This is a genomic window from Paenibacillus brasilensis (assembly GCF_009363115.1).
Classification (GTDB): domain Bacteria; phylum Bacillota; class Bacilli; order Paenibacillales; family Paenibacillaceae; genus Paenibacillus; species Paenibacillus brasilensis.
Window position 1 is genome coordinate 2,002,716 of the sequence record NZ_CP045298.1, and the last position, 16,946, is coordinate 2,019,661.

4 protein-coding genes are annotated in these 16,946 nt (G+C 40.4%); 2 read left to right on the top strand and 2 right to left on the bottom strand.

Going from position 1 to position 16,946, the window contains the following annotated elements; genetic code table 11:
* Positions 1–2 precede the first annotated feature (2 nt).
* Both GCU48_RS09410 and GCU48_RS09415 read right to left on the bottom strand, forming a co-directional pair.
* Complete coding sequence (locus tag GCU48_RS09410; RefSeq protein WP_152379828.1) at positions 3–7,628, bottom strand: non-ribosomal peptide synthetase; 7,626 nt, start codon at positions 7,626–7,628, stop codon at positions 3–5.
* 21 nt (positions 7,629–7,649) lie between these two features.
* Positions 7,650–14,579, bottom strand: coding sequence for a non-ribosomal peptide synthetase (locus tag GCU48_RS09415; protein WP_208811989.1), 6,930 nt, complete (start codon positions 14,577–14,579; stop codon positions 7,650–7,652).
* 508 nt (positions 14,580–15,087) lie between these two features.
* Here GCU48_RS09415 and GCU48_RS09420 point away from each other — a divergent pair.
* Together GCU48_RS09420 and GCU48_RS09425 are read left to right on the top strand one after the other, a co-directional pair.
* The gene (locus tag GCU48_RS09420) at positions 15,088–15,864 is read left to right on the top strand and encodes an MFS transporter (RefSeq protein ID WP_152379830.1); all 777 of its coding nucleotides are present in this window, start codon (positions 15,088–15,090) and stop codon (positions 15,862–15,864) included.
* Between the two features lie 364 nt (positions 15,865–16,228).
* Positions 16,229–16,942: a response regulator transcription factor gene (locus GCU48_RS09425; RefSeq protein WP_025715723.1), complete on the top strand. Its 714-nt coding sequence runs from the start codon at positions 16,229–16,231 to the stop codon at positions 16,940–16,942.
* Positions 16,943–16,946: the final 4 nt, after the last annotated feature.

Sequence of the window (16,946 nt, forward strand, 5' to 3'; positions counted from 1 at the left end):
CTTTATTTTAGAGCATCAAAAATATCATCAAGCTCCTCCATGCTTAAATCCTCAACTGTAAAATCACTAGGCGTATGCTCAACACTCTCCCGCTCTGAGCAATGTCGTATAATACCCTCCAAATTGTGGAGGAAGTCACGGCTGAATGCCTCCATTGTGGAATGTGAGAATACATTCGGTTGATAACTTAAAATAAACTTCATTTGTCCTTCAAAAAACATTCCGTTTATTTCAATTTCCCGGTATCGATCCAACGACTCACAATATGCCCGACCAGTTGCATAAGTGGACATCGTAAACTCCTGGGTTCCATGAGTATCTATTTGACCAAGATAATTAAACAAAATTTGAGGCTGAGGTACAGGGACAAAATCATTCTTTAATGAATCCGGGGTAAGATACTTCAATATACCGTAGCCTATCCCTTTTTGAGGAATCTTCCTCAACGTCTCTTTGACGGTTTTAATAACGTCAGATATATCATCCTTCGAAAGCTGAAACAGCACTGGATAAATACTGGTAAACCAGCCTATCGTTCTGGATATATCCAGGTGATCCATAATTTCTTCACGTCCATGACCCTCCAGACTGACGACAATATCTGAGTGACCTGACCATCTTCTAATGGTGAGAGCCAATGCAGTCAATAAAATATCGTTCATTTCGGTCCGATAGGCCTTATGGACCGTAGTTATTAATTGTTCCGATAATTTGGGATCCAGCTTGATCGTGATCTCACCAGTTGCTTCAGTATCCGATGAGGAGGGCTGCTTATCCGGAATTAAAACCTCTGGTGCCTCCTGTATTCTTGTCCAATACGGAATTTCTCGAAGAAGTGTCTGGCTTTGCGCATAGTGAACCAGCTGTCGGCTCCACTCCAGATAAGACGTTGTTTTCGCAGGCAATGTGATGTCCATTCCACTCATTGCCTGCTCATATGCGGTCGAGAAATCCTCGAACAAGATTCGCCAGGATACCCCATCTATTAGCAAATGATGCACAACAAATAAGAGATAATCCCCATGTGCCGTCTTAAATAGTCCTAGACGAACTAACGGCCCCTGTTCAATATGGAGCGATCGATGAAGGATCTCTCCCTGTTGCTGGATAAAGCATTCTACCCCGGTATCATCATGTATTTCAAAAGTATCCAACTCGTAAATTCCAGCCGACATGGCGCGGTTTACCTGATAATATCCTTCAGTATTTGCTGCAAAAACAATTCGCAGCGAGTCATGATGCTGGACTATATGATCCATTGCCCTACGAATTTCATGACTTTGCCAGCCCTGCCGACGATACAGAAGCGCAGATTGATTCCAGTGATGTTGATCAGACAGCTTCTGCTCAAAGAACCAGTTCTGAATTGGTGTTAAACCAGTCTCCCCGACTACAGGCTGCTGACTGATTCTGATCGTTTTCTCCTGTAGATAGGGCAAGATTTCTCGTATCGATGGATGTTTTAAAAAAGTAGATACCTCGACCTTCAAGTTATGCTTGCCAAGATTAGCCACAAATGTAATGGCCTTAATAGAATCCCCCCCCAGTTCAAAAAAGTTATCTGTTACTCCAACCTCTTCAATTTGTAGAACATCGGACCATATGTTTGCCAACAGTATTTCCAGTTCACTTTCTGGAGCAAGATAGGTACTCGCTGCAGATATATTAGGCTCAGGCAAAGCTTTGGAATTTAATTTTCCATTATGGTTCAAAGGGAGCTTTTCCAATTGTACAAAATGAGACGGAATCATATAGTCCGGGAGCTGCTCTGCTAAAAACATCTTGATTTCCGCTTTATCTAACTGAGTCTCCGATACATAATAAGCACACAAATAAGGCATGTTCATATGATCATACTTGGTAACAACGGCTCCCTCTTTGATCAGACGATAATCCAGCAATCTGCCTGTCAGCTCATCCAGTTCTATACGATAACCCCTGATCTTAACCTGATTATCCATTCTGCCAAGATACTCAATATTCCCATCAGGTAACCAACGAGCAAGATCTCCTGTTTTGTACATCTTTTGATTAGGTGAAAATGGATTGTCTACGAACTTGTCCGCAGTCAGATCGTCTCGATTAATATATCCTCTGGCCAGGCACTTACCAGAAATACATAGTTCCCCTGGGACACCAATCGGTTGAAGCTGCTTCTCCTGATTGATGATATATAGCATAACGTTGTCAATTGGTTTGCCAATTGGGACAGTTCTAATCTCATCCTGCGGAGCACAATTATAAAAAGAAACATCGACAGTGGCTTCCGTAGGCCCGTATAAATTGTATAAGCCCGTGGATAGACCCAACCTCTGGAATCTGGATACGTGATTGGGCAGTAAAGCTTCACCACTTGTGAATATTCTCTTAAGACTTGATACCTGCTGAGCATAGGATGGAATCTCTACAAAATCTAAAAAGCTGTTAAACATGGAAGGAACAAAGTGAATGCTTGTAATGCCATATTGCTGGATAACATCTATCATTCTTTGTGGTGATTTCTCTTCCTCCGGTTTCAAAATACATAAATGAGCTCCGGTAAAGAACCACATTAACAGCTCCCATACAGATACATCAAACACATAAGGCGTTTTTTGTAAAAAAACATCATGCTCCTGGATATTATATTCCTTGACCATCCAGGTAATCCGGTTCAATAATGTACCGTGCTCAATCATGACCCCCTTCGGCTGGCCTGTCGAGCCTGAAGTATAAATAATGTAGGCAAGGTCATGCTCTTCATTTACAGCAAACAAATTGCTATTATCACCGAAGTATATTTCGGAATGATCGAGATATATACACTGAACATCTATATCTTCCAAGTGGTCTTTTAGAGCCTGCGTGGTCAGTAACACATGGGTCCCGCTATTTTCAAGCATGTATTTTATGCGATTGCCAGGGAAATCCTTCGAAATAGGCATATAAGCTGCGCCTGATTTGAGGATGGCCAGAATGCCAATCATCATCTCAAAGGAACGCTCTATCATAATGCCGACGATACTATCACGGGAAATCCCCTTTTTTTGCAAATGCCGTGCCAGTTGATTAGCACGTTCGTTTAGCTCCGCATAGCTCATATACTGGCCATCATAAATTAAAGCTGTATGATTCGGATTTTTTTCAGCCTGTTCTTCGAATATACGGTGTACGGGCCTAAACGAAGGATATACAACCGCCGTATCATTGAATTCTGACAATATCTTATGCTTCTCTGTCTTCGTAATCAGTTCGATGTCAGCCAATACTTCATCGGGATGGTCTAAAAGTTGATCTAAAAGATGCATAAAGTGAGTTGACATGCGTTCAATAGTACCTTGTTCAAACAATTGAGTACTATATTCAACAAAAATCTGTATATCCGTCGAGTTTATCTCTCGGATGTACCAGGTCAAATCCACCTTTGAATGGTTCCATTTCATAGGAAGTGCCATGAAGCGGATTTCTGCATTTTGGCTGGACTGAGTATCCGGGTTCTCAAATACGAACATCGTATCGAACAGTGGGTTTCTACTTATATCTCTGCGGATATTAAGCTGCTGCAGCAGCTTTTCCAACGGGTAATCCTGATTTTCCATAGCTGCAAACACCGTTTCCTTCACATTCATTAACAATTGCTTGAATGTGATAGAGGGTGCAGGGAAACTCCGAATGGCCAACGTGCTTGCAAACATACCGACCACAGGTTCTACATCAACATGGGAACGGCCTGTCGTGTTGGTTCCTACAACAATATCCTCTGCCCCCGTGTATTTAGCCAAAAGTACGTTGTATATAGTAAGAAGAGTCGTATATACAGAGACATTATGCCGTTTCGCAAATTCTTTTAATTTTGCCGTTACATTCGATTCCACCTGGATATCATAAATATCCCCTTCAAATTGCTGCACAGAGGGACGCGGATAATCTGTAGGAAGATCAAGGGTAGGTAAATCCCCTTGCATCTGTTCCAACCAATATTTCTCTTGTTTTTTCATCTCATCATGCTCTGCCAGCTGCTGTTGCCATACCGCGTAATCTTTATATTGAATACGCAACTCAGGGAGACTTTCACCCCGATATAATCTCATCATCTCATCAAGCAGAATATCGGCAGATAATCCATCGAAAGCAATATGATTAATATCCATTAGTAAAAAATGACGTTGAGCATTCAATTTAATAAGTTTGACGCGAATCAGAGGCGCTTCATCCAATTTGAACGGCTTTATGAATTGCTGCATCCATAATGCCGCTTCCTCGGTGGCCGTTTCCATATACTCAACTCGGAAATCCACCTTTTCATGAACCTTTTGTTTGAGCTCACCTTCGACTAAATGAAAAGATGTTCGCAAGGCCTCATGCCGACTTACCAATTGTTCAATGACCTCTCCTAATCGGGCAGCGTCTAAATTTCCCTTCACCTCAAAGATAAAAGGAATGTGGTAGCTGGTCCCTATACCATCTAATTGCTGGACTGAGAACAGCCTTTTTTGAGCTGAGGATACCGCATAATACTCCGCTTTTGGCACTGGAACTATAGAGGGGTAAGCAGCGGTTATTTTAGCCTTCATTAAATGATTGGCCAGCTCCCGAATCGTTGGATAGGTCATAATCGTTTGTAGAGAAACCTTAATTTTTAATGACTTCTGGATTCGCGATAGCAGCATCAGTGCTTTTAGAGAATGTCCTCCTATCGCGAGGAAATGGTCCGTTACACTAACACTGGTTCTACCCAAAACTTCTTTCCATATTTGAAGCAGTGTCTCCTCCATCGGGTTGATCGTAATTTCTCCCGAATACGTATCCATTGCTGCAGGATCAGGCAACCGCTTCTTATCTATTTTTCCGCTTGGAGTCAGTGGAATAGATGGAAGAACCGTAAAATGGGAAGGTATCATATACTCCGGTAATTTCATTTTCAAAGCCGCCCTAAGCTCATCTTGCCGGATATCCCCCTGATTCGTTACGATATACGCGCACAATTCCTCCTGTTCCGTCCCCGCACCGTAAATGATAACCACAGCATCTTTTATACTGGCCTGTTCGCGTAATACAGCTTCAATTTCACCCAATTCAATTCGATAGCCTCTTATTTTGGCCTGCTTGTCCATTCGACCTAAATATTGAATGCTCCCATCCTCCAAGAAACGAGCCAAGTCACCTGTTCGATACATTTTTTCCCCGGGTTTGAACGGGTTAGACGTGAATTTCTCCGCGGTAAGCTCCTCTTGTCCCCAGTAACCTCTGGCAAGTCCCTCTCCGCCAATGCATAGCTCCCCAGCGATTCCAACAGGCTGTAGCTTTCCATCCTTATTAACGATGTAAACTAGCTTATTGTAAATAGGCTTGCCAATATGGATCATTTCAGGAGGGCCCTCAAATACGGCATGTGTTGCATCAACGGTCGTCTCCGTAGGTCCGTAAGCGTTCAAAAAGACTCTGCCTTTGCCCCACTTCTCAACAACACTTGCCTCCACCTGTTCTCCTCCTGTGGAGATCAGTTTTAAATCCGGCAATTCCATATAAGGAAGAATCTTTAATATAGATGGTACAAACTGTATTGAGGAAACCTTCTGATCTCGTAAGTAATGCATGAATGGTTCGCCTGATAGCAAAAAATCTTTATTTACAACAATTAAGGTTGCCCCATGCAGCAACGTTAAAAAAATCTGTCCAACTGATGCATCAAAGCTAAGAGAAGCGGTTTGTAAAACACGCTCCCCGTGCTTGATATGATAAATGTCTGATATGAGACTATAATTATGCAGGGCTTGATGATCTATCATTACTCCCTTAGGCTTACCTGTAGATCCCGAAGTATAAATCATATACACCAGATCTTGGGCTTCATTCACGTTCTCAATATTCTCTCCACTCCCCTTGAATAACAAAGGGTCATCAATCCATAATGTGTGTCCCGAAAAATAGACAGAGGTATTTTTATTACGGATTAAATATGCCGCTCCCCCATCACTTAACATATATTCTATTCTTTCTTTAGGATAAGAAGGGTCGATTGGTAAGTAGGCAGCACCTGCCTTGATAACAGCTAAAATTGCTATGATCATCTCTATAGAACGGTCTGTCATGACAGCGACAAATTCATTACGTCGGACACCTAGCTCCCGTAAACGTCGGGCTACTTGATTTACCTTCATATTTAATTCGTAATACGATACTGAAGTATTTTCATATATAACTGCTTCCGTGTGCGGATAGCGTACTACCTGCTCCTCAAACAGCTCTTGAATGGTTTTATGTTTCGTAAAATCACGATGTGTGTTATTAAACTGTTCTAAAATTCTTTTCCGTTCAGCATCTGAAATGATATCCAACTGACTCGCGTTCATCAATGGATCTTGAGCAAGTTGAAAAATCATATTTTGAAAATGGGTACTGATTCTATTGATAAAGGGGTCACTATACAAATAGGTATTATACGTAATAACAACCTTCATACGTTCACCCGGATAGACCGTAACACTCAGATTATAATTAGTTTGTTCAAATGCCTCCATGCTTGTGATTTCAAAAGGCAGGTCGGCCTGCTTATTCAATAGTTTCATATCCAGCGGGTAGTTTTCAAAAACAATCACATGATCAATTATATTGCTGCGGTGTCCCGAATGCTCTGCAAGCTCTGACAAAGATATATAACTGTACTTCTCGGAGTGCACAGCATGCTGCTGTGTACTCCGCATCATATCTGCAATACTTTGCCCTGGTTGACTACTTATTCGTACTGGAACTGTATTAATAAACAAGCCTACGATGCTTTCGATATGCTCGACATCCGCAGATCTGCCCGAAACAACCATTCCGAATACGACATCGTCAGTATTATTGTACTTTTGCAACAGAATTCCCCACAGTGTTTGAAATGCCGTACTAAGTGTGACCTGATTCTGTTTTGCAATCTCCGACAATAGAGCTGTCGTTTGCTCGCCAAGCTCGAATATACTCGTTCCTACCTGATACTCCGTCGAAATTGTTGATTTATCACCTGGCATAGAAACGTAATCATCATAATTACGCAAGTAATTTTTCCAGTATGCCAGAGGCTGTTCGTAATTCTGTTGTTGTAGCCATTTAATATAACTACTGTATGGAAATGCATGATCGACAAATATCGGCTTACCGCCCAACGATTCATGATAAAAACGTAACAAATCCTTTAGTACAAGCTCAATACACCATCCATCCATTAAAATGTGATGATGGCTCCAGATCATCTTGTATTCCCGTTCGTTTAATTGGAACAGGGCAAAACGGATCAGAACATCCGACTGCAGATCAAAGCTAATTTCCCGATCCTTGAGTTTGAATCCTTCCAGGTAAAGCTGTTGTTCTGATCTATCCATACATGATAGATCCTTAAAGATTAATGTCGTAGGGCGTTCCTTCAAAACAAGCTGAATCGGGGTATTGAAGGAACTGTGTATAAAAGCTGTTCTTAAAATGTCATACTTCTGGATTAATGCATTAATACTCTTTTCAAAGATAGGGACATCAACCGAGCCAGTAAAAGATAAAACCATTTGCTCAAAATAGGCATTTGATTTGGAGTCTTGAAGATAGTGATACAGAATACCCTTTTGTAGAGGAGATAGCTCGTACATATCTTTAATATTCTTCTTATCTATCATTACGGCACCTCGATACCTGTTTTAGTTTAAAGAGTCCAGAAACAAATCCAGATCCTCTTGATTGATTCCTTTGGCACTAAAGTCACTTGTTGTTAGTACCTGCTCCTTTTTCTCCATACAATACTGGATAATACCGTACAAACTCGCTTGAAATGTCTCGACAAGCCTATTCATCGCCTGATCGGTGTACAGGTTCGGATTATACCGAAACTCCAATAGTAGATTCTCTTGATGAACAGCACCATTAATCTCCAAATTAGCTGTCATCGGTGTAAGTGGACTTATGGATTCTCCGATAGAAATTGAAGACTGGCCTAATCCCTGTAAGACAGCGCCCGTATCAAATACCCCTAAATAATTAAAGCTAATTCCCGGAGATGGATTCGACAAATGGGTCAGTTTGTCAGCACATATATATTTCATGATTCCATAGCCCATGCCTTTATTAGGGATGCTCCGTAGTGTATTTTTGACTGTTTTAATGACTTCACCTATCTCTGGATTGCCCAATGTGAAGATGACGGGATAGATAGAAGTAAACCACCCCAGCGTTCTATTGATGTTAATCTCCTTGTGGATATGCTCTCTTCCATGGCCCTCTAAATATACAGGTATTATTGGATTTCCAGTACATTGAGACACGGATAACACAAGAGCACTCAGCAAGATATCGTTAACTTCTGTGTTGAATGGGCGATGGACCTGTGTCAATACATGTTGTGTTGTTTGATTCGGGAACATGATTGAAGTGACCTTGCTATCCTGCATCGTGCATTTACCCGAATTCTCCCGTTTCTGTGGCGAATTTTCCCGTAGGAGCTCATCTTGACTCTCCCAGAAATTGAGCTCATTCCGGAATTGTTGTGTATTCGCATATTCCCGTAATGCATGGCTCCATTCCCTGAATGAGTCCGTCTTAGGCGGAAGAGAAGCATCAGCATTATTTTCGAGATGTGCATATACCTGGTTAAAATCCTCCAGAAAAATACGCCAGGAAACGCCATCAATCACCAAATGGTGAACAGCTATAAACAGATATTCATTTTCAGGCGTCTTAAAGAGTCCCGCTTGCATTAAGATTCCCTCAGTAAGATTCATACTTTTTTGCAGTCTGGTCGTTTCTCTCTTAAGGCTATCCTCCCAATCCGTCTCAGTCTGCCAATGGAAGACATGAAGTTCAAAACTCTTATGGTCCAACCCTCGATTCGTCTGAATAACTTGATCTCGTTCCTTAATGAATGTCATACGCAGCACATCATGATGTTCAACCAGTTTCATCAAGGTTCTTTCAACCCGCGCTTCATCCCATATTGTTTCTGCTGGGAAAAGGACTGATTGATTCCAATGCTGCTCATCAGGAAAGTTCTGTTCAAAAAACCAGCTTTGGATCGGCGTTAGCGGCACATCTCCTACAACAGCTTGTTGTTCCGACTTCTTACGGATGGGATGGACATATGGAGCTAATTCAAAAATAGTCAGAAACTCATAAAGCTTTTTTAAATCTAATTTATAATGGTGTTTGCTTAGTTGAGCCGCAATTTGAATCCCCTTGATCGAATCCCCGCCCAATTTAATAAAATGATCCAGCACCCCTATACGGTCCACTCTGAATATTTCTTGCCAGATAGATACCAGCAGGGCTTCTATTTCATTTGAAGGTGCCTTGTAAGCAGAAGCATCTGATGCTTCAAAGGATGGCGCCGGTAAAGCCTTTCGGTCTATCTTAAGATTAGGAGTCAAAGGTAGTGATGGCAGTGTAACAATATAGTTAGGTATCATATATTGAGGCAGCCGGGTACTTAAATAAGTCCTCAACTCTTCACGTATATTCTCATCTTTCAGCACTACATAAGCAGCTAATTTTGTGTGGCGCTCTTCCTGACAATCAATGACAGTGGCCTCCAGGACACCTGGATGCTTCAGAAGAGTCTCTGTGATCTCCTCCATTTCGATGCGATGACCGTTAATTTTAACCTGATAATCTTTTCGCCCCATAAATTCAATTGTACCGTCCGGCAACCATCGCCCTAAATCTCCCGATTTATATATCCGACCTTCTCCGAACGGATTATCAATAAACTTTTCTTTGGTCATATCTGGATTATTCCAATATCCTCTGGCGATCCCAGCTCCGCCAATGTAAATTTCTCCAGAAACCCCGATCGGTTGCAGTTGCATATTAGAGTTTAAAATATATATTTTTTTATTGGGTATAGGTTTTCCTATCGTAATCTTATCCGTATCCTTCGTAATCACACCCAAGGTGGAGCCGATCGTTGCTTCCGTTGGACCATATCCATTGATGAAATCTCTGCCTTCCCCCCATGTTTCTACAAGCTCCTTACTGCAGGCTTCTCCTACGGTTGCTAATGCTTCCAAATGAGGGGGATTCTTATATTCAACGGCTCTCAGCATACTCGGTGGAAGAATGGCTGCTGTAATTTTCTTTTCCCGAAGCATCTGCACAAGATCGGAAATAATATTTTCCTTTTTCTCAATATACAATGTGGCACCCGAGAGAAGGGTTAGGAATATTTCTGCGACAGAACCATCAAAACTAAAAGGAGCAAATTGTAAAACTCTGGAATCCTTATGAATACCCAGTGTGGAGGCTGCCAATAAAAAGTTACTCAATCCCTGATGCTCAATCATGACTCCTTTCGGATTCCCAGTTGATCCAGATGTATAGATCATATAGGCCAAATCATGAGCTGTATTTATATTTGGCAGGTTATCTATGCTCAAGTCTGCTTTATACTCGGAGAACTCCACATTCAGAGCCTCTCCCGAATAGTCAGCAGGAATCTGAACATCCAGATGGGTTAATAGAAGTTGAGCACCGCTATCTTTCAGCATATATTGTATCCGTTCGGAGGGATAAGCCGGATCAATTGGCATATAAGCTCCACCTGCCTTAAGTACAGCCAATACTGCAACGACCATCTCAATAGACTTATCCATCATAATACCGACAAATTGTTCACGTTTTACCCCAAGTTCAAAACGCAATTTCCTGGCAAGTGAATTAACCCATTGGTTAAGGCCTGAATAAGTTACATATTGTTCATTGCATACAAGCGCAGTATGGTTATATCTAGCTACCGCTATCTCCTCGAATAATTGATGAACGGTCTTATGATCAGGATAGGGCTGGGAATTGTCGTTAAAATCAAATAGTACAAGCTGCCTCTGTCTGTCAGGCATTACCTCCAAATCAAGCAGTTGAATATCTGGTGAGCGGGTAACCTGTTGCAGGATAAAGATAAATTGCTCCGCCATTCTGGATATGCTGTCACTTTGAAACAAAGCCGTGCTGTATTCCACCGAAAAGCTTAACTGCTTTCCATAGAACTCCCAGGATAGATCAAATCTTGATTGGTTGCCAGCTATGTTGAGTGGTTCAACAACTGCACCATCAATAGACAATTCATGTTGCTCCATATTCTGCATGATGAGCATAGTATCAAATAGTGGATTGCGACTAGCATCCCGTTTCTGATTTAAGTTCTGAACAACTTTTTCGAAGGGATAGTCCCCATGTTCAAATGCCTGTAGTGTTCTCTCTTTTATTGTCAGCAGCAACTCCAGGAAAGTCTGATACTCATGAGATACATTCCGAAGAGCCACCGTGTTTACAAACATACCTACGGCATTATTCAGTTCAACATGATTTCGATTTGCAATAGCCGTTCCAACAATAATATCTTCCTGTCCGCTCCATTTTGACAAGAGTACATGATAGGCTGCCAGTAAAACCATAAATGTGGTCGTGCTACTCTGCTCCGTTAATTTTTTAAGGTCAGATATCAAACACTGGTCCATTTCAAAATAACTTCGACTTCCCTTGAAATCCTGTTTTGGAGGCCGTGAAAAATCAGTTGGCAAGTTTAATATTGGTATTTCATCCGAGAATTGTTGTTGCCAGAATTCAGATTTAGCGTCATATTCCGTTGTTTGAAGCATTTTTTCTTCCCATACAGAATAATCTTTAAATTGGTAGAGATTAGGTAGTAATGTCCCCCCCTGATACAACTCGGATAATTCCTTATAGAACAAATTCATGGACATACCATCCATAACAATATGATGCGTATCCATAATGAATATATATTCCTCAGGAGCGGTTTCTAATAAAACTGCCCGAAACAATGGGGCCTGCTCCAAGTTGAAGGGTTGTATATAACATTGAATACGCTCATGTATCTCCTCCTGACGATGGATACTGCATTTTTCCAAATGTACTCGGGCTCCAGTATTTATTCTTTGAACGAGCTGTCCATCTACATAATGAAAAGTGGTACGGAGGCTTTCATGCCTTTGGACCAAAAAATTAATCGCTTCCTCCAGGCGTTTGTGATCTATTTTCCCCTCAATAGAGTGGACAGAAGTAACATTATATCCGCAACCCTGATCGTCAAGCTGTTGAACGGTATAAATTGCCCTTTGGGCAGCTGATACAGGGTAATAATCTCTCTTTTCACAAGATTCCAAAGCAATCTGTGGATGGAAATGGTTCTGATGGGCAGCCTGGATGTATAGAGCCAATTGTTTAATTGTAGGATTGGCAAAAAATTCACGTATAGATAGTGCAATGCCCCACTCTTTTCTTACTTGTGAGATCATCATCATCGCATTAAGAGACTGTCCGCCCAAATCAAAAAAGTTATCACAGACCCCGATACTGATATTTTGAAAGATCATGCCCCACATTTCTACTAGTTTCGCTTCCGCTTCGCTGGACGGAGCTTCGTAGCTTGTTCGTACTGTAGGTACTGGTAAAGGAAATGATCTTTTATCAATTTTCCCATTGGGGGTTAGCGGGAAATCATGCATAGCAATATATTGAGAAGGTACCATATAAGCAGGAAGATCTAATAAAAGATACTCTTTGAGATTCACGATTTCCTTACCGTTTTGAGATATATAGTAGGCACATAAGTCTGTATAATGCCCTTCATGATCAGTAATTGGCAATACAATTACCTGATTAATTTGAGGATGCTGGGCTATAGACTTCTCAATTTCCTCCAGTTCAATACGGTGTCCCCTAATTTTAACCTGATTGTCCAACCTGCCTAAAAATTCGAGCTGACCATCACTTGTCCAACGAACCAAATCGCCTGATTTGTACATGCGTTCTCCATTAATCAAAGGATGCTTTATAAACGCAAAATCTGTAATATCCTGTCTGTTCAGATAACCCTTCGCAACTCCTTCACCGCCTATATACAATTCGCCTGGAGCACCAATTGGCTGAAACTGGCTATTTCTATCCAGTATATATACACTTGTATTATGAATCGGGCGCCCGATAGGAACAAAATCCATCTTCATAATCTCTGCAGTTACAGGATAATAGGTTGCAAACACTGTTGTTTCCGTAGGTCCGTAGACGTGAACAATTCGATTTTCTCCAAGTATCTCAAAAGCTCGCTGTACATGCTTTACTGAGGACAGCTCTCCACCAAACAAAATTTTACGCAGAGGCTCCAGGCCATTAATTTCAATATCTACCAACAAATTAAACAATGCGGTAGTCATAAAGGTTACTGTTATTTGTTCTCTTTGAATAAGAGCTAAAAGTTGTGCAGGGTCTAGGAGGATTTCTTTGGGAACGATCACCAATTGGGCTCCGTTCAAAAGCGAGCCAAAAATATCAAATGTCGAACCATCAAACACATAATTGGAGAGTTGCAATAGCTTATCTTCCGAAGTTAATTCTACATAGCCGCAATTTATAACGGTTTTAATAATATTAATATGCGTTGTCATTATACCTTTGGGCTTACCCGCCGAACCTGAGGTATAGATAATATAGGCTTCATGATGTGGGTCTTGTGGAGGGAGTTCGACAGGGTAAATTGTATCGTTTTGAAGAATTTTATGAATATTATTTACTGCTATATTATAATTTAATGCCAGCTTTTCATATTGTTCTTCTACTAGCATCAATATAGCCTGACTATCTGAAAGCATAAATTCTATACGTTCCGCTGGATAAGTTGGATCAATAGGCACATAGGTAGCACCTGCCTTCAATACTCCTAAAATGCTTATAATCATATATGGAGTTCTGTCGTTCATCAGTGCTATGCGATCTCCTGGTCTAATACCGTGACTGCATAAATAATACGCTACTACATCCGACTTGTAATCAAGTGCCTGATAGTTCAGTGAATCCGAACCAAAGATAAGTGCTGAATGGTAAGGATTTTTCTGTACTTGCTGCCTGAATAGATGAACAATACTTTGGCTCCGCGGGAAATCCTGGTGATCCCCGTTGATTCCCAATACGTGTTTTTTCTCTTCCGGACTAATCACGCTCAAATTGCTCATGAGCGTCTCAGGACTGGACAATGCAATAAATAATATACGTTTATATTGCTGGGCCATATTTTGTACAAATTTTTCCGGATAGATATTCGGATTAAAGGTGAACCTTAATTTTAAATTTGGCTCTAAAAAGGCATACACTCCTAGGCTCCTTTTATACTTAACGTGGAAACAATCTTGCCATGCACACATGGATCCATGCTGTTCGAAAATAAAATAATGCGGTGCAACCGCCTGATTAAGCACAGCTTCTTCGAAGAAACTCAGGTGTGTCAGTTTTTGTTCATTTGTACGCATACGAGCTAATAATTGCGAAAAAGTTTCTCTTCCTTCATTTCGCATTCGGAACGGGAATAAAATCGGTGATTCATCTATCCCCTCTTGATATATAATTCTATCAAAAACAATGTCCTCAGTATTCGTATATCTTTGTATAATAATACCCCAGATCGTATATAGAAGAGTTGCCAGCGTGTGCGTCGTATCCGTACCTTTTTGAAGGAGATCATTTGTCTCCTCTAAAAAAAACTCTATGGTGAAATCCTTTGTACTTTCATCAATGCTCCCATTGTCCGTATATTGTTTATAAATTTCCGGATAATGGTCCATTCCGTCCATATATTGCTTCCAAGCATCATCAAATTCACACGTGTCTTGCAATCGCTGAGTCAAATGATCCATAAAATCCCCCTCTTTTACGAGTTGTGAAAAATGAAAAATTTGTCGAAAAAATACGATGAACACATAAATTCAATTATTTGTATAATTACTTTTAACAACTTACTCTCGATATTGTATTTTGTCAACTTAAGTTATAATGATATGCATATATAGTATATTTTGTTTTTAAGGTATTATTTGCTATGTTATTCCAATCAAAAAAAATAAATTAAGTAGTTAAATACATTTTTTCATTGGCATGGAGTCTATTCAGGTGTTTTCAACCCTACCTCAAAGAATATGCACATAGAGCAAACCGTATCTAATCCACTTGAAACAAAGGAGGAGAGCGAATCAATCAGTGAGTTGTCTTCAAGTTAAAATTCTTTAATTTTTAATTATATGACATCCAGAGTAACTTAAAAGTATTTTATACATTGCTGCCAATAAATAAGTTTAAGGAGATATGACATGGAAACTTGCAGAAATGTCTAGACAGCCACAAGACAATAAAATTTCATTATTTAAAAATATTCCATTTTTTCTTGTCCTGCTTTCAATCACATTCAATAGTTCCGGAATTTCAATTTATCTTTTAGCAGAATCCTGGTATGTCGTAAACCACCTCGCCTTAGGAAATAATCTGGGTATCGTTCTCATGGCCACGGCCATTCCACGTTTACTATTAATGCCCTTTACAGGAATTCTGGCAGACCGCTACAAGAAAACACATATTATGTTCCTATCCGATATATTACGGGGAATATTGTTAATCATTATGATATTTTGTTTTACATCAAGTATCTTAAGCTTCCCCGTAGTTGTTACCTTTGCTGTATTATTCGGGATTTTAGAATCCTTCTATTGGCCAGCTTCATCCTCACTCATTCCTGCAATTGTTCCAGACTCTCATCTGGCTCAAGCCAACTCATTATCTCAAATCATTCAGCAATTTTTCAGTTTGGCGGGGCCTTTAATCGGGGGGGTTATTCTTAGCTATGACTCGTATGGTCATTTGTTTGGCGGTATTGCGTCGATTTTAATTTTAGGGGCGTTTTCTTCACTTTTTGTCAGTAAATATACTCATAGTAAAGTCCAGCAATCCTCTTCCGAGCCTCTACATTTTTTTAAGGAATGGAAGGAAGGAATCTATTTCATAAAAGAGGATCCATTCATCAAGGCCATTATTATTGTCTTAATCGTTGCCGGCTTCTTTCTGACAGGCCCGATGTCTATGATCTGAGCCTTGCCTTATGCGGACTTTCTATTTTATTTTTGGGGATTAGCGTTCATTTTTTGCAATTCCTATTATTATTAGGCATAATCGGGCTCATTATTTCCTTTAGCAATACTTTTTTTGTCACTCTGCTTCAGGAAAGAACCCCTCAGGACAAAATCGGTAGGGTTCTAAGCCTTGTAACAACAGCAACAACAGGACTCGTACCTTTATCTCAGGCCCTGATCTCTATTTTGCTTAATAGAGGCCTGCAAATATCTCACATACTCATTTCCTTCGGAGTCATTGTATTTATTTTTTGTGTCACAATAATTTTCCTGTTTCGCCCAATTCAAAATGCATAATCTCGCAGAAAGGAATTCTTCCCTTGCTGAAAAACGAAAAGATACTTTTAGTAGATGATGAAATAGGTATTCTAACGTTGTTAGAAGTAACCTTAAAAAAGGAACATTACACCCATATCAGCCGTTGTACTAACGCAAAACAAACGGTGGAAATGGTGCGGAGCCATAATTATGATCTAATCATATTGGATGTTATGCTTCCGGATATGAATGGTTTTGAACTATGTAGTTTGGTAAGAAGCCACACTAACGCTCCGATTATATTTATTTCAGCAAGCTCAAGCGATTTTGATAAATTAAAAGGATTAAGTGTCGGCGGGGATGACTATATTACCAAGCCGTTCAATCCACTAGAGGTCGTAGCTCGTATTGAAGCGATATTCAGGAGACAAAAAATATACCAAACACAATCGTACGCTATACAGGAGAATCAGGAAATTCGAGTAGGGCGGCTTACGCTTAAGCCATCCGATGCCATGCTTGTATTTGACGAGCAAAAAATCGAATGCACGGCTAAGGAGTTGGATCTTCTCCGTTTTTTTCTAAGAAATCCAAATCGGATTTATACCAGTTCACAAATCTATGAACTGGTATGGGGAGGAGAGCCCCTTTACGGTGAAGAAAAAACGGTAGCCATGCACATTTCCAAAATAAGAAAGAAAATGGAAATAAACCCAAAATCACCTGAAATTATCATTAATCTCAAGGGGATTGGCTACAAATTTGTCCCCCCACAATGAAGGG

Excerpts from the sequence above, each read along its gene's own strand:
- GCU48_RS09410 (WP_152379828.1), bottom strand. The coding sequence starts at position 7,628 with ATGATAGATAAGAAGAATATTAAAGATATGTACGAGCTATCTCCTCTA.
- GCU48_RS09415 (WP_208811989.1), bottom strand. The coding sequence starts at position 14,579 with ATGGACGGAATGGACCATTATCCGGAAATTTATAAACAATATACGGAC.
- GCU48_RS09420 (WP_152379830.1), top strand. The coding sequence starts at position 15,088 with ATGACATGGAAACTTGCAGAAATGTCTAGACAGCCACAAGACAATAAA.